The sequence below is a fragment of the Oceanobacillus sp. FSL W7-1281 genome, from assembly GCF_037969835.1.
Taxonomy (GTDB): Bacteria; Bacillota; Bacilli; order Bacillales; family Amphibacillaceae; genus Oceanobacillus; species Oceanobacillus oncorhynchi.
Genome location: NZ_CP150214.1, coordinates 1,779,414 through 1,797,656 on the forward strand (window position 1 = coordinate 1,779,414; position 18,243 = coordinate 1,797,656).

Here is an 18,243-nt window from a genome sequence, read left to right on the forward strand (position 1 = left end):
AAAAGAGGTTATTGCCAATTAAAGGTAATAGCCTCTTTTTCTGTCTTAAAAAGAAAAAATTAAATATGGCGTCTTGCTTACATATCGCCTGCATAAAACAACGGCAGAAATTCCTTTCAACAATTACCAATCACCTGTCGTCATATCGAGCTTTCTTTTTGCTCAAACTAATGAAAAAGAAGGGAAGGTATTTAAAGTATGCGAAAAAGTGTTTTTATCCTCTTATTTATACTGATAACAATACAATTTCATACCCCTTCAACCGCCCATGCAGAACAAGAAATGCCTGTAATGAAGGTGCATTTTATTAATGTTGGCCAAGGAGACAGTATTTTAATCGAGACGCCTTTAGACCGGACTATTTTAATTGATGGCGGGCCTCCGGAGGCTGGCGATGCTCTCGTTAACTATATTAAGGAACTGCGGATTAATGAAATTGATTTAATGATTGCTACTCACCCGGATGTCGATCATATCGGCGGTTTAGTAAAGGTCCTGGATGAGATAGATGTAGGCGGTGTGGTTGATATCGGCAAGCTTCATCCGACAAAAACATTTGCTGCATATATGAATCGGATTCGTGATTTACAAATACCGCTGACAATTGCTGAAAAAGATACACCGATTGAGATTGATCCAATGATTTCCCTGGATATTTGGAATGCAGCACAGCCATTAACTTCTCCTAATGCATCCTCGTTAGTTTTAAAGCTTAATTACGAAAAAACAGACATGCTTTTAATGGGAGACGTTGGTAAAAAGGAAGAGAAGGAGATACAAAAAAAGCATGATGTCGATGCAGATTTGATTAAAATAGGGCATCATGGCTCGAATACAAGCACGGCTATGTCTTTTTTGGAAGCGGTAGATCCTGAAATTGCTATTTTAACCTACAGTAAAGATAATAATTACGGTCATCCTGTTCCTCGTGTGATTGATCATTTATATGAAATCAATGCACTGATTTATTCTACTGCCGCATTAGACAGTATTACAGTTGAAACAGATGGAGAGACGTTAATTGTAAACCCAAGAATGGATCCAATTCAGAAATTTGTGGAAGAGCATGCAGGCTAACATCATATCTTTTTACAATTTAATACAAAAATGATATCATTATAGTATAATAAAGATATGAAGGAGTGGATTTCATGCAGGAACGTAAAGCGTGGAGCATTAATGGTGCACTTGGAATCGGCCTGATTGTTGTTTTACTTGCATTAGGGGTATTCAGTATTGTTCAATCGTATGTCGTTTTAGGGGTTGTGCTTGTTTTAATTGCGGGTATTCTAATCAGCGGGATAACGATCGTGCAGCCTAATCAGTCTGTTGTTGTTATTTTCTTAGGAAAGTATATGGGAACGGTGCGTCGTGAAGGAATTTTGGTAACTATACCATTTTCTGTACGCAGAACAATCTCCTTGAGAGTTCGTAACTTTAACAGTAATCGGCTGAAAGTGAATGATGTGAACGGAAATCCGATTGAAATTGCTGCAGTGGTTGTTTTTAAGGTGGTAGATGCAGCGAAAGCAGTTTTTGATGTTGATCAATATGAGGATTTTGTGGAGATTCAAAGTGAAACAGCTATTCGCGCTGTGGCAACAACGTATCCATATGATTCTTTTACCAATGAAGAATTAACCTTACGCGGAAATGCAGATGAAGTATCAAACCAATTAACAACAGAGCTTCAGGACCGTCTGCAGGTTGCTGGTGTAGAAGTGATTGAAGCGAGATTAACACACTTAGCATATTCTACAGAAATCGCTCAGGCGATGCTGCAGCGTCAGCAGGCAAGTGCAATTATCTCAGCCCGGGAGCAAATTGTTCAGGGTGCTGTCGGAATGGCCCAGGATGCTATTTCCCGCTTGGAAGCAGATAACGTAGTGGATTTAGATGATGAACGCAGAGTGGCAATGATCAATAACCTGCTTGTTGCCATTGTCTCCGATCAAGGAACACAGCCGGTAATCAATACAGGATCGCTTTACCAATAAGCAGGGGTTATTATGGCGAAGAAAAAAAACTTTCCATTACGTATTGATCCTGAGCTTTATGATATATTGCAGCGCTGGGCAAAGGATGAGTTTCGCAGTGTCAATAGCCACGTTGAATTTTTGCTGAGAGAATCTGCTAAACGGGCGGGAAGACTGCCGAAAAAACAGGATAAGAAAATTGGGGAAGATTAAAGAATTTCGATGGAAATCCCGAACGAATAGCCTTAAGAAATCATCAGGAGCTGTGATTTCTTAAGGCTGTTTTTATTTAGGATACTTCCTCATCAGAATTGACAGCAGCTTCTGAATGAAATTGCTGATAGGACAAATAATGCTCTTTCGTAATCACAAATAAATCATATATTGCTTCATTAGAATGTGCGTTAACGCGTTTATATATAGAGTCGTATAATTCATTTGCAAAAGTAACGTAAGGAAGCTTTAAAACAGCTTTTAAGGAGCGTTGGTTACTTTTTTGCACTTTCATAAAGATACCATCAATGCCTTTAGTAGTAAAAAGTTCATGAAAGAAGGCATCTTTTGCTTGGCGATTATAGCCTTTACCAAAATACGGCTTACCGATCCAAGTAGCTAAAAATCCATAATTATCCTCTATATCAAAAAGATTGATCGTACCAATTGGTTGCTGATACTCATCTAAAATCGTTCTGGAAATTAATTCTCCACGGTCTTCTGCTTCTATTGTCTGTTTGGTTGAAAAGTAAAATTCATCCACGGTTGCAGCTTTTTGCCTGACAAATGGGTATACCTCAGGGGCTGTCATCAATTCATATAAAGCTGGCACTTCCATTAAATCACGTATTTTAAGCATAAAAATACCCTCCTTTTTCCAGGCGGGTACATTCATTAGCAAAAAAGCCGCAGCTAGTGAGTCACCCGCCCTCGAATTTTTATTTTTAAAGTAGCTTGGAAACAAAAATTCGGGGCGGGAATCGAACCCGCTAGAACCAGGAAACCCCGGTGGCGCACCATTTGCCTTCCCTATTTAATTGATCTTCTATCAATACAGCCGAATAGGCTGTTCATCAGCTCTTTTCAAATTCATTTTTGATAATTTTATTGTATGATTTTTTTGGGGAAATGCAAGTGTTTTTTTAATAATAAAGCATGAAATTTTTGTAAGTTTATTTTGTACCAGTCTAGCTGCAGCCGATTCGAAACTAGAGAAAACGTAAAAAAGCAGGAGAGAATGGTTACCAAACAGAAATAAGAAAATAGAATAAAAAAACCTTGATTAAAGAACGTTTGTTCTGTATACTTTGTTTAGATAGTCACCTTAGAAACTCACCTTATCAAAATAAAAGGGTGTGTTTTTATGCCCCAAATATGTCTCCGAAAAGTATACTCCTCATCCGAAATAATCCCTTTGCATGTACAGGAAGAATCCAAGTCATACAACAAATATCAAAGAAGAAAAGAGTGCACCAACAAAGCACTGCATCGAATACCGGATGTCCAATTAATGGATTTAAAAGTAGACTATGCTTTTAAACAACTATTTGGAAACGAAAAGAATAAGGATATCACTGTCGTCTTTCTCAATGCCATTTTAGCCAAATCAGGAAGAAGTCCGATTCAGCAGCTTTACTTTCAAAATATCGAAATTGGCGGCGAGTATGAAGAAGATAAGAAATCCAGATTAGATCTCTTAACCAGGACGGAGAATAAAGAATGGGTCAACATAGAAATTCAAATCAATAATGAGTATAATATGATTAAAAGATTGCTGTATTATTGGTCAAGACTTTTTTCAGAGCAGCTGAAAGAAGGGCAAAGCTATAAAGAATTGTATCCTGTCATCAGTATTAATATCATGCATTTTAACCTGCTGGATGAAACGGACGCCTTTTATAATATCTTTCGTCTGTATGAGATGAAGCAGAAAAACAGAAAAAAGAAGTGGAAAAACAGAAGGAAGAGGCAGAAAAGCAGAAGGAAAAGGCGGAAATCAAAAGAAAAGAAGCGGAACGAAAAAGGCTTGAAGCAGAGTCCGCACTAAAGGAATCTGCAAAACAGACGGCACTCAAAATGTTAGAGCAGGGGATAAGCCAAACGGCCATTTTACAGGTGGCGGGTTTAACCTCAGAGCAATTAGAGATGATTCAGCAGGAGGCATCAAAATAAGCAGAATTAAAGTGCTCTGATAAAGTGAAACTTCCTTCAACGGGGTTTTTCGACGCACAGTTCTTTACAACTGGGCAAGTAATCCCGGCAATGTTGTCAGGTTAATGAATTTTATAAAAATTATATTTGATACAAGTAGATAGCAACAAGACTAACTAGCGAAGGAAAAACACGGGGACTCCTGGTCGGATAAGAACTGTCACATCCTGTGACCAACGACCGACATTAGGACGTCCTGTCCGTCGTGGGAAAGCGCGGAGGGAAGACCCCGCAGAAAAAAGCGAACTTCTTTTTTTACCCTCGGGGCATAGGTGCGGCTTTAGCTCTGTCTGCGCCTGTCGGCTTGCCAATCGCTAAGTCTTCTTTATCGAGGATGCTGAGTTCAAGCCCACGGAAAGCGTAGTGTTTTTCTGGGGTTGCGATTACTCACCCCACCATAACCCGTCGCAGCGGTCGCACTAACCTGACAACATTGGTAACCCTAGCCCCAGCCAGTTACACTGCGATAAAATAGAAAATAACAAGGAGCATGCAGGAAAATAACATGGCATGCTCCTATACAAAACCAGCATTTTTTCTTTGCTTTTTTACTTAAAAAAGCATTTTCATGATTTAATTATTTTTCAAATCTAATAAAGCCTGATTGAGGGAGGGGAAATCGTACGTGAATCCGTGTGCGAGCGCCTTTTCTGGATACGCGTACTGTCCTTTTATCAGAAGCTGCGCCATTTCTCCCAAGGTAAGATAAAAGAATACAGCCGGCAAATGAAGCCAATTCGGTCGTTTGTATACCTGTGCTGCTTTTTTCATAAAATCTTTATTGCGTTTAGGAGTAGGAGCAGTAATATTGATTGGACCTTTTAAGGTATGATTTTCTAAGCCAAAGGTGATTAAGTTTACTGCATCTTGAACATGTATCCAGGAAAGCCATTGCTCGCCATCACTGATGTGTCCGCCTGTATATAATTTTACCGGCAATGACATAAGCGGAAATGCACCGCCGTCCTTGCCCAGCAGTATGCCAAAACGGGCGTAGATTGTTCGAATTCCCAACTCTTCGGCTTCACTCGCTTCCTCTTCCCATTGCCTTGTTACAGATGCAAGAAAATCGGTACCAGGCTGCGTCGTTGCCTCAGTGTAGATGAAATCTTCAGACATCCCGTAAAATCCTACTGCGGAGCCGCTAATAAATACATCTGGTTTTTCCTTCATGGCTTTCATTAATTGGACAAGATACTTGGTGACACGAAGACGGCTGGTAAGGATAGCCTCCTTCTTCTTTTTCGTCCAGTATCCAAACAATGATTCTCCTGCAAGATTAATGACAGCATCTATTCTCGGAAGTTCATCTGCGGTCGTATCATACCCCATAAAAGTCAGGTGCGATGTATTTGTTTTTTTCTCAGGAGAACGGGTCAGGATATATAATTTATGATTAAGGCTGGTGAGGTGTGCAGCCAATTTATTGCCTAAAAATCCTGTAGCTCCGGTTATTAGTATGTTCATAATATTGAAACCTCCTTTAGATGATATTTTAAAGTATATATTTCATGTTATCTGCTTGCTTCATTTTTTGCTATGATAAAAAGAGAGGTGAATGATGTTGCGGAAAATTACCCGAATTACAACGCAAAAAAAACAGAAGCATCGCTATAATATATTTTTAAACACATCAGCTGGTGATGAATATGGGTTTAGTGTCGGTGAGGATATTCTCATTCAATTTCGTCTGGAGAAAGGAATGGAATTAGATAATGAACTCATCGAAACACTGAAGGAACAAGATAATCTCCATAAAGTATATACCCTTACTATTCACTTTTTAAGCTATCGAATACGTTCGGAAAAAGAAGTGATTACGTATTTACAGAAAAAAGAAGTGGAAGAGGAACAAATTGCTGTCATTATGCAGCGGTTGAAGAAAGAAAAACTGCTTGATGATCAGCAATTTGCTGAAATGTTTGTGCGCTCGCGTATAAATACAAGCTCAAAAGGTCCAAAAGTCATTGAACAGGAGCTCTTTGAAAAGGGGATTAGCGGACAAATTGCTGTAAATGCTTTAGAGCAATATACGCCAGCCTTGCAGAAAGAAAAAGTTCAAAAGCTGCTGGGAAAAAAAATAAAGCAAAGCTCGAAGGATTCTTTTCAAAAACAGATAAACCAAGCCAAAAATACGATTCTTCAAAAAGGATTTAATCAGCAGCTTGTTTTTGAAGCAATTCAGACCATGGACCAGGAAGAGGATACAAATCAGGAATGGGAGGCCTTGAAATTTCAAGGAGAAAAGCTGTATCAAAAGCATGTAAAAAAATATGAAGGCTTCCAGCTCAAGCAAAAAGTAATGGAAGGTTTATATCGAAAAGGCTTCCATTTCGATATGATTCAGCAATTTGTTGAGGAATACATGGGAAATCAAGAATAAATGTGGGTTACTTTTCTGTTATATTTGGTACAATAGGAATCGACAGTAAGGGGGAGAAGAATGAAATTTCGATATAGTGATTATTCCATAGAACAGCTGCATCAAGAAATTGGGAAACTAAAAGAGCAGGCTCAAAAAGCAGAGCAGCTTGGGAATATTTCAGAGATGCAAATATGTGAAAGAAAAATGCAAGTAGCGCTTGCCTACACAATGAGTCCGGATGATTTTGAAAAAGAGGAAATTTATCAGCTTAAAATGGAAACAGGCTATAAATTCAGAATATCCTATATTAATGGGGTATTTGCATGGGGTTATCGTATTGATTTATTAAATGAAGAAAGTGAAAATATTGAAGCCTTGCCAATCTCTTTATTAGGAAAAAAAGTGAACTGAATAAAAACAACTCAGGCGAAATCCGTTTCACCTGAGTTGTTCCTTTTAGTTATCGAAATAAGGTACCGCTGTTTCAAACGCCTGAACCATTTGCAGAGTTACCGTATTCACGTCCTGTATAAGCTTTAAGGACTTGAGTCGCTTGGTATCAATTTACTTTGAAGCTTCTGTTCTGAGAAAATCCAGCCTGTATAGGAAGTAATTACTTCCAGGCTCTTATCCAGCTTTACCACAGCTACAAATGGATAATACCCTTTGCTGCGATAGCGTAAATCAATAAAACGAACTTCTATAATATCCTCTTCATCCGTATTTATTTCCCATCGGTACACCGGTGAAAAATTTAAAAATGAAGAGATATTTTTATCTTTTATCGCAGCTTTGATGACATCTGTATCGGGTAAAGGTACTCGATAAAATTCATCAACAATCTCAATGTGCCGGTTCTCAACGCTGCCTACATAATAACGGTCGCTTGTCGTAATAGCAACGCGCCAATAATTTTGTTTAAGCGTAGGGGATGTAGCGACAATCTCTGTATCAGGGAAGTATTCTTTGATTTTCTGAACGATTTCCCTTTTGTCCATATAGCGTTTGATGTAATATAATACAATGACTGTATAAATAATCAGCCAAGTGTATCCGGGATTGGCACCTAATGCCCACGCGACGATACCAGCTACATTCAAGAAAAAAATGTAAGGGTCAAATGTATTAATAAACCCTTTGGCAACCCATTTTTTGGTGAATGGCCGAAATGCCTGTGTACCATACGCATTAAATAAATCGACAAAAACATGGATGGACACAGCTAACAATGTCCATAGCCAGAGAGTCAAATAGCTCACTTCTGGAACAAATAAATAAATTGCTCCAGATACAAGCAGGCTCCACATAAGAATAGCAGGGAGTGAATGAGATGCTCCGCGGTGCTGTCTTATATACGTTGCATTATTTTTTAATTTAAAAATCGTATCAAAATCAGGAGCGTGTGATCCGACGACTGTTCCAACCAATACGGCATGAAATAGAGTAGGATTACTTTGCACATTTGGGTCTAACGTTGCTAAACCGCCAAGTGCAACACCCATAACGATATGCGTACCAGTATCCATAGTTACATATCCTCCTTAAGTTGCTTCCATCAAAGCACTCCAATATTATTTTAACACATAGGACGTGAAAACATGAACGATAAAAGATTAGAACAAATAAATATTTCCGCTTTTCAAGAAGATTTACTTAGATGGTACGAAGAAAATAAACGTGATCTCCCGTGGCGCGAAAATAATGATGCTTATCGCGTCTGGGTCTCAGAAATTATGCTTCAGCAAACGAAAGTAGATACGGTCATCCCTTATTTTAATCGGTTTATGGAGAAATATCCAACTGTATATGAACTGGCTGAAGCTGATCAGCAGGATGTTTTAAAACAATGGGAAGGCTTAGGTTATTATTCCCGCGCAAGAAATTTACAAACAGCAGTACGCGAGGTTGTAGAAGCATATGATGGAAAAATCCCGGATGACCCAAAGCAGCTCAGTGACTTAAAAGGAGTAGGGCCATATACAAAAGGGGCGATTCTTTCTATTGCTTATAATCAGCCGATTCCGGCGGTGGATGGTAACGTCATGCGTGTTTTCTCCCGCGTATTGCATATTGAAGAAGATATTGCATTAAACTCCACTAAAAAGTTGTTTGAATACTACGTAGCGGAAATGATTTCAAAGGAAGATCCCTCCTCCTTTAATCAAGCTATTATGGATTTAGGTGCGACGATATGTACGCCGAAGCAGCCTATGTGCATGTTCTGCCCGGTGATGGAGCATTGTCAGGCATATGTTGATGGAATCCAGGAAAAGCTGCCTGTGAAAAAGAAAGCAAAAAAGCAGCAAAAGAAAAAATATATTGCATTGCTGATCCAAAATCAAGAAGGGAAATATATTATTGAAAAAAGACCGGATTCTGGACTACTTGCAGGATTATGGCAATTTCCTATGATACCTGCCGATGATATCGTTAAAAAAGACTGGCAGCTATGGCTGGAAGAAAATTATGGGTTAGATGTGGAAATCAAAGAATCCTGCACATCCATTAAACACGTTTTTTCTCATATCATTTGGAATGTAGATGTACGTAAAGCAATCACGAATCAGGAAACAGTAAAGGATGACCGCTTAAAATTTGTTTCCTTAGAAGAAATGAAAGAATATCCTTTTCCTGTTTCACATCAAAAAATGATACCCTTCTTAGAGGAAAAATGAAATATTATCGAATGTAACGACGAAATATAAATACTGATAAAAATATTTGTCATCAAAAATACGCCTTAATGCTTTGTCTGCCGGGGTTTCCAACATGCTAAAAATATTTCTTTAAAAAAGTTTGGATAAAGAAATGCGCTTCGGGACAAATTAATTATTGCGGAGGTGATATTGATGGCTAAAAAACAAAATCAACAAAACCAACAAAATCCTGCAAAAACAAACGCAGCTGAAGTAAGAAAGCAAAACCAACAAGCAGCTCAAGGACAATATGGTACTGAGTTTGCTCAAGAAACAGATGCACAAGAAGTGAAAAAGCAAAACCAACAATCTCAACAAAACAAGCAATAACATCTGTTTTACCCAAAAGGGTTTCCAATTACGGAAACCCTTTTAATGATTCTACATATCAATGAAGAAACCATTATGGAAATAAAAAGGACTTATCCTTTAACTTTTATGGCTGAAGGCTTATAATATAAGATAATTCATAAATCACTGTATGAAAATGGAGAGGGAGATTTTGGATGGTTTCTCCAAACGCTGGTTCCAAAATGATGATACAAAGTTATAAACATAATGGACAACTTCATAGAATCTGGAAAAATAGTGTCGTATTAAAAGGAACGGAAAGTATTATAATTGGAGCGAATGATCGGACAAAAGTCATCGAAAGCGATGGTCATTCCTGGATGACGAGAGAGCCGGCCATTTGTTATTTTGATGCGAAGCATTGGTTTAATATTATTGGTATGCTCAGGGATGATGGAATTCATTATTACTGTAATCTCAGCTCCCCATTTGTTTACGATGAGGGGGCGGAATCGCTAAAATACATTGACTACGATTTAGACGTGAAGGTATTTCCAGATATGACGTTTAACCTCCTTGATGAAGATGAATATGAAGAAAATAAAGTTTTGATGAAATACCCGGAAGAAATTCATCATATTCTTTATCAGCAATTAGAATTATTAATTCATTGGATTCGCCAGGGAAAGGGTCCTTTTTCTCCGGGGTTTGTCGATGATTGGTATGAAATGTACTTAACGTATCATTAGGTTTGAAAAGAAAACAAATATTTTTAGCGATGTTTGAGCGGTTTGATTGCAATTCGACTGAGTAAAAGGGTATCCTTGTTACGGATGACATAACAAGGATATCCTTTTTTTATTTAGAGGGATATTAAAACGAAATACCTTTTCAAGTAGAGGAAGTTGATAAATGAGCAGCATCAAACAGTATATGAAATTTGTAAAACCATACACATGGAAGATTATTTGGACATTACTCATCGGTGTTGTTAAATTTGGTATTCCGCTGTTAATGCCTTTGATTTTGAAATACGTTATCGATGATATTGTTACGGTAGAAAACATGACCCAATCCGAGAGAATAACCCGTTTATTCTGGATTATGGGTATTTCTTTTGTCGTATTTTTAATTGTCCGCCCGCCGGTTGAGTATATTCGTCAATACTTAGCGCAGTGGGTCGGGAATAAAATTCTTTTTGATATCAGAGGAAAATTATTCGATCACCTTCAAAAGCTAAGCCTGAAATTCTATTCGAAGACCAAAACAGGTGAAATCATCTCCAGGGTAATTCATGATGTGGAGCAGACGAAAAATTTTGTGATGACCGGGTTAATGAATATTTGGCTGGATGTCACAACCATTTTAATTGCTATCATTATTATGTTTACCATGGATGTGCCGCTCACCTTTGTATCGATTATTTTATTCCCGCTGTTCGGGATTTCTGTCAAATACTTTTTCGGACGCTTACGCCGTCTGACAAGAGAAAGGTCACAAGCTCTGGCAGAAGTACAAGGCCACTTGCATGAGCGTATCCAAGGGGTGCCGGTGACAAGAAGCTTTGCGCTGGAAGATTATGAAGATGAGCAGTTTGATAAAAGAAACCGTCATTTCCTGGACCGGGCTTTAAAGCATACGGATTGGAACGCCAGAACCTTTGCCGTGACCAATACGATTACTGACTTGGCGCCGCTGCTCGTCATTGCTTTTGCAGGTTATCAGGTTATTATGGGCAATACCTCACTCGGAACGATGGTAGCCTTCGTCGGATATATGGAGCGGGTGTACAGCCCCTTGCGCAGGCTGATCAACTCATCGACGACGTTAGTACAATCCATTGCGTCTATTGACCGTGTATTTGAATTAATGAATGAGCCGTATGATATTACGGACAAAAAGGATGCGGTTGATCCGGGAAGGCTGAAAGGAAAAGTATCCTTTAACCATGTCTCCTTCCAATATGATGAGGAAGAAGTGTCAGTGCTTAAGGATATCGACCTTCATGTCCAAAAAGGAGAGACCATAGCCTTTGTCGGAATGAGCGGGGGAGGAAAATCGACACTAATCAGTTTGATTCCACGCTTTTACGATGTCACAGGCGGGTCGATTGAAATCGATGGAATGGACTTAAGGGATATGCAGGCCCGGGCGCTGCGGGACAATATTGGAATGGTGCTTCAGGATAATATTCTGTTCTCTGAATCGATTGAGACGAATATCCGGATGGGGAACCCAGAGGCAACGAGAGAGGAAGTCATCCGGGCGGCAAAAGCAGCAAATGCGCATGACTTTATTGATGACATGCCCGAGGGTTATGAAACCATGGTCGGAGAACGCGGTGTGAAGTTATCTGGCGGACAGAAGCAGCGGATAGCTATTGCGCGTGTTTTCTTGAAAAATCCGCCGCTGTTAATTTTTGATGAAGCAACATCAGCACTTGATTTAGAAAGTGAACATCTTATTCAGGAAACACTGGAGAAGCTTGCTTCAGACCGGACAACGTTTATTGTTGCCCACCGTCTAGCAACCATTACTCACGCAAATCGCATTGTTGTTGTGGAAAATGGGGAAATTGTAGAAATAGGTTCGCATGAGGAATTAATGCGGCTCCGTGGTCATTATTATGATTTGTATCAGATTCAAAATTTGGATGAATAAAAAAGCATTTCCCAGAGGTTGATTTCTCCGGGAAATGCTTTTTTATCGTGCCATTATATTATTTTTTCTCAGCCATTTTTGCAAATGCACGACCTGCAGCATCGATGGTATTTTCAATATCAGAGTCTGTATGCTCTGTTGTTAAGAACCATGCTTCGTACTTAGAAGGAGCTAAATTAATACCTTCGTTCAGCATAAGCTGGAAGAAGGTTGCAAAGGCTTCTCCGTCTGACGCATCTGCTTCACTGTAATTGGTTACTTTATCAACGCCAAAGTATACGGTTAAAGCTCCACGAAGGCGATTTATGGTAATGTGGATACCAAATTCTTCTGCTTTTTCCAAGATACCTTCTTCAAGCCGTTTTCCAAGACGTTCTAATTCTTCATATACCCCATCTTCTTGTAACACCTCTAGGCATGCAATACCTGCTGCCATTGAAGCGGGATTTCCGGACATGGTGCCGGCCTGATAGGCAGGCCCGAGCGGTGCAACCTGCTCCATAATATCCTTGCGTCCGCCATAAGCGCCAATTGGAAGACCGCCGCCAATGATTTTACCCATTGCTGTTAAATCAGGCTCGATATTATAGATTTGCTGGGCGCTTCCATAGGTGAAGCGGAAGGCAGTAATTACCTCATCATAAATGACTAGCGCACCGGCACGATGGGTAAGCTCATTTACTTCTTGTAAAAATCCTTCGAACGGTTCGACAATTCCGAAGTTCCCTACAATCGGTTCGACCAGTACAGCTGCAATTTCACCTTCCCAGCGATGAAGTGCTTGTTTAAAGGCATTTAAATCATTAAATGGAACGGTGATTACCTCTGCAGCACTGGAAGCAGGAACTCCGGCTGAATCCGGCGTACCCAGCGTAGAAGGTCCAGATCCTGCCTCTACCAGTACAGCATCGAAATGGCCGTGGTAGCAGCCTGCGAATTTAATGATTTTTGTACGGTTTGTATAGGCGCGGGCTACGCGGATAGTCGTCATCACAGCCTCTGTGCCTGAATTATTAAAGCGCACTTTTTCTAACGAAGGCATCGCTTCTTTTAACATTTTCGCAAATGTGTTTTCCAGCTCCGTCGGTGTTCCGTATAGAACGCCGGTAGTTGCTGCTTCAGCAATCGCTTTTGCGATATGCGGGTGAGCGTGGCCAGTTATTATCGGTCCATATGCAGCTAAATAATCAATATACTTATTATCATCCACATCCCAGAAATAAGCACCTTGTCCTCTTTTCATATAGACAGGGGAGCCCCCGCCTACAGCTTTATAAGAGCGGGAAGGAGAATTCACCCCGCCGACAATATGTTGTAAAGCTTCTTGATGCAGCTTCTCAGAATTTGTAAATTTCATTATTTCGTTTCCTCCTCATTCTTCCCAACTTGTAAAGGGTATGACACGTTTTTACAAGTTCATTTAAAAGGTAAAATGAACAATTTGGTTTTCTGTAATATTTTACCCAGTTACTAATATAACAAAAAATTACACAGAAAACTTGTACAAACTGTTTTGGTTTCTGCATATACATAGGAAAAGCGGATATTAAAAATTGAGATTCCTCATATTTTGACGTTTGCATCTAGCTGTTTTTTTAATGAGGGAAGGCAGTAGGGGAGGAGTAAAAGAGATGAGTATCCCTTGGATATTCCTTATTACGATTATCATTTTAATTGGAAAAAGCATTTATGATTTCATTCAATATAAATTAGTTCATTCACGTATACAAATGAAGGAAGGACATTTTTCTTTAGAAATTTTTATTGCTATGCTGATTGTTTATTGCATTACAATGGTTGGCTACGGCTTAATCTATTTTATTTTATCTTTTCAAGGAATCGTTATTGTGGAGCATGGAGAGCTTAGAGAAGTGACAATATGGGGATCGGTTGTTCATTCTATTTATTTTAGCGGGGTCACTTTGCTGACTCTCGGCTATGGTGATTTAGCGCCGGTCGGCATCGGCAGGATCATTGCTATCTCAGAAGCGCTGATCGGCTACATATTGCCGGCTGCTTTTGTATTAAAAGTTGTACAGATCAGCAGCAGAGACAATGATAAATGAATCTTACCCTGCAATATGCTATATTGAAGGGAGAAGATTGAATGTTTAAATGGAGGGATTGGATGCAATTCGAATTAGGAACAAAAGTAAATGATTTTACCCTGCCCGATCAGAATGGGGAACAAGTCAGCTTATCAGATTTTCAAGGAAAGTACGTTGTTTTATATTTTTATCCAAAAGATATGACACCAGGATGCACCACAGAAGCATGTGATTTCAGAGACCATCATGAAAGCTTTAGCGAGCTGGATGCAGTTATTGTCGGGGTCAGCCCGGATCCGGAAGCACGTCATCAAAAGTTTATCGACAAGCATGAACTGCCATTTACCTTGCTTTCTGATGAAAATCATCAGGCAGCTGACCAATTTGGAGTATGGAAGCTAAAGAAAAACTTTGGCAAGGAATATTATGGTATTGAGCGCTCTACATTTATTTTAGATAAAGAAGGAAAGCTAATTAAAGAATATCGTAAGGTCCGGGTTAAAGATCATGTTGTGGATGCGTTAAATTATTTAAAGGAAAACACAGCGAATTAAAAATAGAGGGATTGGGGTGGAGCAGCTTGCGAATCTATACCAGATCGGGAGATAAAGGACAGACATCGTTAGTCTATGGACAACGTGTACCAAAGAATCACCTAAGAGTAGAGGCGTATGGGACATGCGATGAAGTGAATTCCAGTATTGGCTTGGCGGTAAGCTATATCGAAGAAACGGATTGGGATAAAAAGGCTGCTTTTCTTGATCAGCTGCACCGCGTACAGACCATTCTTTTTCATGTTGGTGCAGAATTATCGACGCCAAAGGGGAAGGAAGTTTATTGGAAGCTTGAGCAGAAGCATATTGATGAGATGGAAAAACAGATTGATGAATGGGAACAATCACTTGAACCTTTAAAGAATTTTATCCTTCCCTCTGGCCACAGAGCAGCGAGTGCCCTTCATCACGCGCGTACTGTAGCAAGGCGGGCAGAGCGTTTGACTGTAGGATTAGAAGATGAAGTGGATAATAAGCTTGTTTTCGTTTATTTAAACCGGCTGTCTGATTATTTGTTTGTTGCTGCCAGGTATGCCAATCAGCAGCTTGGCGGAGATGAAAAGTCTCTTCATGTGGATGTTTGATAAACGTGAATTAATTGACATTATGCACACAGGGCGATACACTAATTATAAGAATTATAATCTAATAATATTATTAATTGGGAAGAGAGGTGTTTAGGGTGTCTGAAGTTAAATTACGGCAAGCAATCGATACTTTGAAAAAGTCAGGCGTCCGGATTACACCACAACGACACGCCGTGCTGGAGTATTTGCTTAATTCAATGACTCACCCGACTGCGGATGATATATATAAAGCACTTGAAGGTAAATTTCCCAATATGAGTGTTGCGACCGTTTATAATAATTTACGTGTATTAAAAGATATCGGACTGGTTAGAGAACTCACATATGGAGATGCTTCGAGCAGATTTGACTGTAATACCTCAGATCATTATCATATCATTTGCAATCAGTGTGGGAAGATTGTTGATTTTCACTATCCTTCTTTAGAGGAAGTGGAATCACTGGCTGAACAGGTGACTGGTTTTGATGTAAGCCATCACCGCCTGGAGGTTTATGGTACATGCAATGCCTGCAAAGAGCAGCAGGCAGCAAATGAACAGTGAAGAATGTTAAAAATCGGGTTCGCTGGTAAGCAAGCAGGCGAGGCCGATTTTTAATTATTATATAAAAAAGCGCCATGTTTGCGGGATGTTCCTTTAACGAAATCCTCCGAAGCATGGTGCCTTTTTATTATTTGTTTTCTTCACGGAATTTGCGATGATTATACCGTTCATCAAAATTTTTACCTTCTAAGTTCTTATCCAAAGTCAGCGGTTCTTTGCAATGCATGCATGCATCTACACGCCCTAACATTTTTGTAGGCTTCTCACAGTTTGGACAAACGACAGGAACCGCTCTCAAGGATAAGGTGCCAATCCATATGTATACAACACAGCTCAATACAATCATCAGTACGCCCAATATAAACAGAGCGAGCATCAGCCACTGAATATTACGAACCATAAGTCCACCATACATGATTAAGATACCAGCAAACACAAGGATTAAGGCAAAGGTGCGTATTTTATTTATTTTACTTGAATAAGTTAATTGTTTCGCCATTTAAATCCCCCTTAAGTTTCAAATTTAGTATATCATAGAATATTAGAAGAATGAATTATAAAGAAAACTTAGCGAGATAAGCCATACAATGGCTCCGATCTGTTTCCGTTTAATCCGGTATGGTGTATTGCCGGTCCCGGCGAAAATCAAAAATTAAAATTTTATCCTTTCTTTACGATGCAAAAAAGGTTTTTTTAAAGTATATATCGAATTATGTTTATTAGAGGCAAAACAGGGAGGCAACAATTAACATGGAGAATTTTCAAAGAATGATTTACCAGGAGCATGCAAGCAATCCAAATACATTAGGAATACTTATTGTGGAGAAATCACTTTTTGATCATCCAATTACGGATGAATTTGATAGTATCTTATTGATTATTGTCGAAAAACAAGAAGTCGATTGGTTTGTTAAACATTATGAAGTAAACGGTCAGACCGTAGCAATGCATATGGTAACGAAATCGCTTCTGATGGATTGGATTGATACGAGCGGATATCGGCGTGCGGCAGAATGGGTGATTTATGGAAGAAAAGCCTACGACAGAAATGAATTTATAAAAGAATTAAAAGATGAGCTTCAATCTTTTCCAAAGGATAAACGTACACTCAGAAAAATAATTGACTTTGGAAAGCTTCTAAAAAACTATAGTGAAGGAAAAGCATTATATGAAGCAAAAGAAGTGATGGATTCTTACAGTAAAATATTAAATGCACTTCATTATTTAGCAAGATTGTCCGTAATTGATCAGGGCTATTATCCAGAAGTAACTGTCTGGAACCAGGTAAAGAGGATTGATTTAGAGGTCTACAAATTATATGAAAAGTTAATGGACAGCACAGAGAATTTAGAAAAAAGAATTGAGCTTATGCTGATAGCAATGGATTTTGTCCTGTTGAATAAAGCGGAATCTGCTTCAACACATTTGTTAAATTTATTAAATAAAGAAGAGGACTATTGGTCCTATGCTTCGATTAAAGACTTACCGGAGATTGAACACTACAGTCTGGATTTACATGCGATTATTTCTTATTTAGAAGAGAAGGATATTATTGATATGAAACTTGTCGCTACCAAAAATCCTGAGGTGTTTCAGAGAATGTATAAAGTAAAGAAGTTAGAAGAAGTATAATGATGATTCTAAATGGAGCATTCCGGAAAGAAAACAAATTACTTATTCTGCAATTTTTGAAATTGTAGCGTAAGTAATTTTTGGTTTCTACTATCATAATCTCATATTCGCAGAAGATTATTTTAGAATAAAAGGAATCTGGGGATGGATAAGATTATAGAAGAGGGAACTTTTTCTTCATTATTCAGTATAGAATGTAAAAAACGCGCTGAATAATGATTTACTGTATAAGCAGTACTGAGAATTTGAATGGAATCCCCGATAAAAAAGAGTAACAACTAATTGGTGATTACAATAACTTAGAAAGGGAGCAAGACTTCTTATTACAAATTTATATTTTAAAGGTGTCCCTGACTATGCTTGAAGTGTGGAGAGAGTGTAACTTGTTTTTTGATGAAAAGAAAATTTGGACTGTTTTTCATCTGCTTTTTAAAATGGTAAGAAGAAAAGTTAAAAAGAACGGAGTTATTTACTGTCCATTTGTTTCTTTATAAAGGAACATCTGCAAAGAGAAAAGGATTAAAAAACAAAATAGCAATAAAAAGAATAAGTATATTCTCCATTGCTGTAATATGTAAGGTGAACTCTCTGAAAGCTGGTATGGCAACGTTTTGTTTCGTTATATACCATTTGTTAAACTTACAGTTCCTCAATATGAAGCTATTTTTAAAATCCACTTCGGATAA

The 18,243-nt window shown here is 38.7% G+C and carries 20 protein-coding genes; 15 read left to right on the forward strand and 5 right to left on the reverse strand.

Going from position 1 to position 18,243, the window contains the following annotated elements; translation table 11 throughout:
• Window positions 1-198 precede the first annotated feature (198 nt).
• The 3 genes from MKX55_RS08795 to MKX55_RS08805 all read left to right on the forward strand — a co-directional run bounded on the left by MKX55_RS08795 (window position 199) and on the right by MKX55_RS08805 (window position 2,189).
• Window positions 199-1,077: an MBL fold metallo-hydrolase gene (locus MKX55_RS08795; protein WP_339184116.1), complete on the forward strand. Its 879-nt coding sequence runs from the start codon at window positions 199-201 to the stop codon at window positions 1,075-1,077.
• A 74-nt stretch (window positions 1,078-1,151) separates the two neighbouring features.
• The gene (locus tag MKX55_RS08800) at window positions 1,152-1,997 is read left to right on the forward strand and encodes an SPFH domain-containing protein (protein ID WP_212928308.1); all 846 of its coding nucleotides are present in this window, start codon (window positions 1,152-1,154) and stop codon (window positions 1,995-1,997) included.
• Between the two features lie 12 nt (window positions 1,998-2,009).
• The gene (locus MKX55_RS08805) at window positions 2,010-2,189 is read left to right on the forward strand and encodes a hypothetical protein (protein ID WP_042533423.1); all 180 of its coding nucleotides are present in this window, start codon (window positions 2,010-2,012) and stop codon (window positions 2,187-2,189) included.
• 76 nt (window positions 2,190-2,265) lie between these two features.
• Here the strand turns inward: MKX55_RS08805 and MKX55_RS08810 are convergent, their stop codons facing one another.
• Window positions 2,266-2,829, reverse strand: coding sequence for a GNAT family N-acetyltransferase (locus MKX55_RS08810; RefSeq protein WP_339237650.1), 564 nt, complete (start codon window positions 2,827-2,829; stop codon window positions 2,266-2,268).
• Between the two features lie 651 nt (window positions 2,830-3,480).
• On the opposite strand from MKX55_RS08810, the gene MKX55_RS08815 reads away from it, so the two are divergent.
• Window positions 3,481-4,017, forward strand: coding sequence for an Rpn family recombination-promoting nuclease/putative transposase (locus MKX55_RS08815; protein ID WP_339237652.1), 537 nt, complete (start codon window positions 3,481-3,483; stop codon window positions 4,015-4,017).
• Between the two features lie 737 nt (window positions 4,018-4,754).
• On the opposite strand, the gene MKX55_RS08820 is transcribed toward MKX55_RS08815, so the two are convergent.
• Window positions 4,755-5,648, reverse strand: coding sequence for a TIGR01777 family oxidoreductase (locus MKX55_RS08820; RefSeq protein WP_339237654.1), 894 nt, complete (start codon window positions 5,646-5,648; stop codon window positions 4,755-4,757).
• A 91-nt stretch (window positions 5,649-5,739) separates the two neighbouring features.
• On the opposite strand from MKX55_RS08820, the gene recX reads away from it, so the two are divergent.
• Complete coding sequence (gene recX / locus MKX55_RS08825) at window positions 5,740-6,564, forward strand: recombination regulator RecX (protein ID WP_339184122.1); 825 nt, start codon at window positions 5,740-5,742, stop codon at window positions 6,562-6,564.
• A gap of 60 nt (window positions 6,565-6,624) precedes the next feature.
• The gene (locus MKX55_RS08830) at window positions 6,625-6,957 is read left to right on the forward strand and encodes a YfhH family protein (protein WP_339184125.1); all 333 of its coding nucleotides are present in this window, start codon (window positions 6,625-6,627) and stop codon (window positions 6,955-6,957) included.
• A 125-nt stretch (window positions 6,958-7,082) separates the two neighbouring features.
• Here the strand turns inward: MKX55_RS08830 and MKX55_RS08835 are convergent, their stop codons facing one another.
• Entirely contained in the window at window positions 7,083-8,072 is a 990-nt protein-coding gene (locus tag MKX55_RS08835) for a metal-dependent hydrolase (RefSeq protein WP_339184126.1), read from the reverse strand.
• A gap of 72 nt (window positions 8,073-8,144) precedes the next feature.
• On the opposite strand from MKX55_RS08835, the gene mutY reads away from it, so the two are divergent.
• The 4 genes from mutY (at window position 8,145) to MKX55_RS08855 (ending at window position 12,194) form a co-directional block, all read left to right on the forward strand.
• Window positions 8,145-9,221, forward strand: coding sequence for an A/G-specific adenine glycosylase (gene mutY, locus MKX55_RS08840; protein ID WP_339237655.1), 1,077 nt, complete (start codon window positions 8,145-8,147; stop codon window positions 9,219-9,221).
• Between the two features lie 174 nt (window positions 9,222-9,395).
• Window positions 9,396-9,572, forward strand: a complete 177-nt coding sequence (locus tag MKX55_RS08845) for a gamma-type small acid-soluble spore protein (protein ID WP_040984584.1) — start codon at window positions 9,396-9,398, stop codon at window positions 9,570-9,572.
• Window positions 9,573-9,748: 176 nt separating this feature from the next.
• Window positions 9,749-10,282 carry a DUF402 domain-containing protein gene (locus MKX55_RS08850; protein WP_339184131.1) on the forward strand — a complete coding sequence of 178 codons (534 nt, stop codon included), beginning with the start codon at window positions 9,749-9,751 and terminating at the stop codon, window positions 10,280-10,282.
• A 163-nt stretch (window positions 10,283-10,445) separates the two neighbouring features.
• A complete protein-coding gene (locus MKX55_RS08855; RefSeq protein WP_339237656.1) occupies window positions 10,446-12,194 on the forward strand; it encodes an ABC transporter ATP-binding protein in 1,749 nt (582 codons plus the stop codon).
• A 58-nt stretch (window positions 12,195-12,252) separates the two neighbouring features.
• Here MKX55_RS08855 and MKX55_RS08860 read toward each other — a convergent pair whose 3' ends face one another.
• Window positions 12,253-13,551 (reverse strand): glutamate-1-semialdehyde 2,1-aminomutase, encoded by a 1,299-nt coding sequence (locus MKX55_RS08860; RefSeq protein ID WP_339237658.1) that lies wholly within the window; start codon window positions 13,549-13,551, stop codon window positions 12,253-12,255.
• 274 nt (window positions 13,552-13,825) lie between these two features.
• Between MKX55_RS08860 and MKX55_RS08865 the strand changes: the two genes are divergently transcribed.
• The 4 genes from MKX55_RS08865 to perR all read left to right on the forward strand — a co-directional run bounded on the left by MKX55_RS08865 (window position 13,826) and on the right by perR (window position 15,925).
• Window positions 13,826-14,260: a potassium channel family protein gene (locus MKX55_RS08865; protein ID WP_042533445.1), complete on the forward strand. Its 435-nt coding sequence runs from the start codon at window positions 13,826-13,828 to the stop codon at window positions 14,258-14,260.
• A 62-nt stretch (window positions 14,261-14,322) separates the two neighbouring features.
• Window positions 14,323-14,796, forward strand: a complete 474-nt coding sequence (gene bcp / locus MKX55_RS08870; RefSeq protein WP_339238477.1) for a thioredoxin-dependent thiol peroxidase — start codon at window positions 14,323-14,325, stop codon at window positions 14,794-14,796.
• A gap of 26 nt (window positions 14,797-14,822) precedes the next feature.
• Window positions 14,823-15,380, forward strand: a complete 558-nt coding sequence (locus MKX55_RS08875) for a cob(I)yrinic acid a,c-diamide adenosyltransferase (RefSeq protein ID WP_339237662.1) — start codon at window positions 14,823-14,825, stop codon at window positions 15,378-15,380.
• A 98-nt stretch (window positions 15,381-15,478) separates the two neighbouring features.
• The gene (perR, locus tag MKX55_RS08880; RefSeq protein WP_042533451.1) at window positions 15,479-15,925 is read left to right on the forward strand and encodes a peroxide-responsive transcriptional repressor PerR; all 447 of its coding nucleotides are present in this window, start codon (window positions 15,479-15,481) and stop codon (window positions 15,923-15,925) included.
• Between the two features lie 127 nt (window positions 15,926-16,052).
• On the opposite strand, the gene MKX55_RS08885 is transcribed toward perR, so the two are convergent.
• A complete protein-coding gene (locus MKX55_RS08885) occupies window positions 16,053-16,424 on the reverse strand; it encodes a YgzB family protein (RefSeq protein WP_339237664.1) in 372 nt (123 codons plus the stop codon).
• Between the two features lie 251 nt (window positions 16,425-16,675).
• Here MKX55_RS08885 and MKX55_RS08890 point away from each other — a divergent pair, with 251 nt between their 5' ends.
• Window positions 16,676-17,557 carry a nucleotidyltransferase-like protein gene (locus MKX55_RS08890; RefSeq protein WP_339237666.1) on the forward strand — a complete coding sequence of 294 codons (882 nt, stop codon included), beginning with the start codon at window positions 16,676-16,678 and terminating at the stop codon, window positions 17,555-17,557.
• Window positions 17,558-18,243 lie beyond the last annotated feature (686 nt).

Bases quoted from the DNA above. Each gene is read 5' to 3' on its own strand.
- MKX55_RS08845 (WP_040984584.1), top strand. From the start codon at position 9,396: ATGGCTAAAAAACAAAATCAACAAAACCAACAAAATCCTGCAAAAACA.
- MKX55_RS08850 (WP_339184131.1), top strand. From the start codon at position 9,749: ATGGTTTCTCCAAACGCTGGTTCCAAAATGATGATACAAAGTTATAAA.
- MKX55_RS08810 (WP_339237650.1), bottom strand. From the start codon at position 2,829: ATGCTTAAAATACGTGATTTAATGGAAGTGCCAGCTTTATATGAATTG.
- MKX55_RS08805 (WP_042533423.1), top strand. From the start codon at position 2,010: ATGGCGAAGAAAAAAAACTTTCCATTACGTATTGATCCTGAGCTTTAT.
- MKX55_RS08795 (WP_339184116.1), top strand. From the start codon at position 199: ATGCGAAAAAGTGTTTTTATCCTCTTATTTATACTGATAACAATACAA.
- MKX55_RS08820 (WP_339237654.1), bottom strand. From the start codon at position 5,648: ATGAACATACTAATAACCGGAGCTACAGGATTTTTAGGCAATAAATTG.
- MKX55_RS08815 (WP_339237652.1), top strand. From the start codon at position 3,481: ATGGATTTAAAAGTAGACTATGCTTTTAAACAACTATTTGGAAACGAA.
- MKX55_RS08890 (WP_339237666.1), top strand. From the start codon at position 16,676: ATGGAGAATTTTCAAAGAATGATTTACCAGGAGCATGCAAGCAATCCA.
- bcp (WP_339238477.1), top strand. From the start codon at position 14,323: ATGCAATTCGAATTAGGAACAAAAGTAAATGATTTTACCCTGCCCGAT.
- MKX55_RS08885 (WP_339237664.1), bottom strand. From the start codon at position 16,424: ATGGCGAAACAATTAACTTATTCAAGTAAAATAAATAAAATACGCACC.
- MKX55_RS08835 (WP_339184126.1), bottom strand. From the start codon at position 8,072: ATGGATACTGGTACGCATATCGTTATGGGTGTTGCACTTGGCGGTTTA.
- MKX55_RS08800 (WP_212928308.1), top strand. From the start codon at position 1,152: ATGCAGGAACGTAAAGCGTGGAGCATTAATGGTGCACTTGGAATCGGC.
- mutY (WP_339237655.1), top strand. From the start codon at position 8,145: ATGAACGATAAAAGATTAGAACAAATAAATATTTCCGCTTTTCAAGAA.
- recX (WP_339184122.1), top strand. From the start codon at position 5,740: ATGATGTTGCGGAAAATTACCCGAATTACAACGCAAAAAAAACAGAAG.
- MKX55_RS08855 (WP_339237656.1), top strand. From the start codon at position 10,446: ATGAGCAGCATCAAACAGTATATGAAATTTGTAAAACCATACACATGG.
- MKX55_RS08860 (WP_339237658.1), bottom strand. From the start codon at position 13,551: ATGAAATTTACAAATTCTGAGAAGCTGCATCAAGAAGCTTTACAACAT.
- MKX55_RS08830 (WP_339184125.1), top strand. From the start codon at position 6,625: ATGAAATTTCGATATAGTGATTATTCCATAGAACAGCTGCATCAAGAA.
- MKX55_RS08865 (WP_042533445.1), top strand. From the start codon at position 13,826: ATGAGTATCCCTTGGATATTCCTTATTACGATTATCATTTTAATTGGA.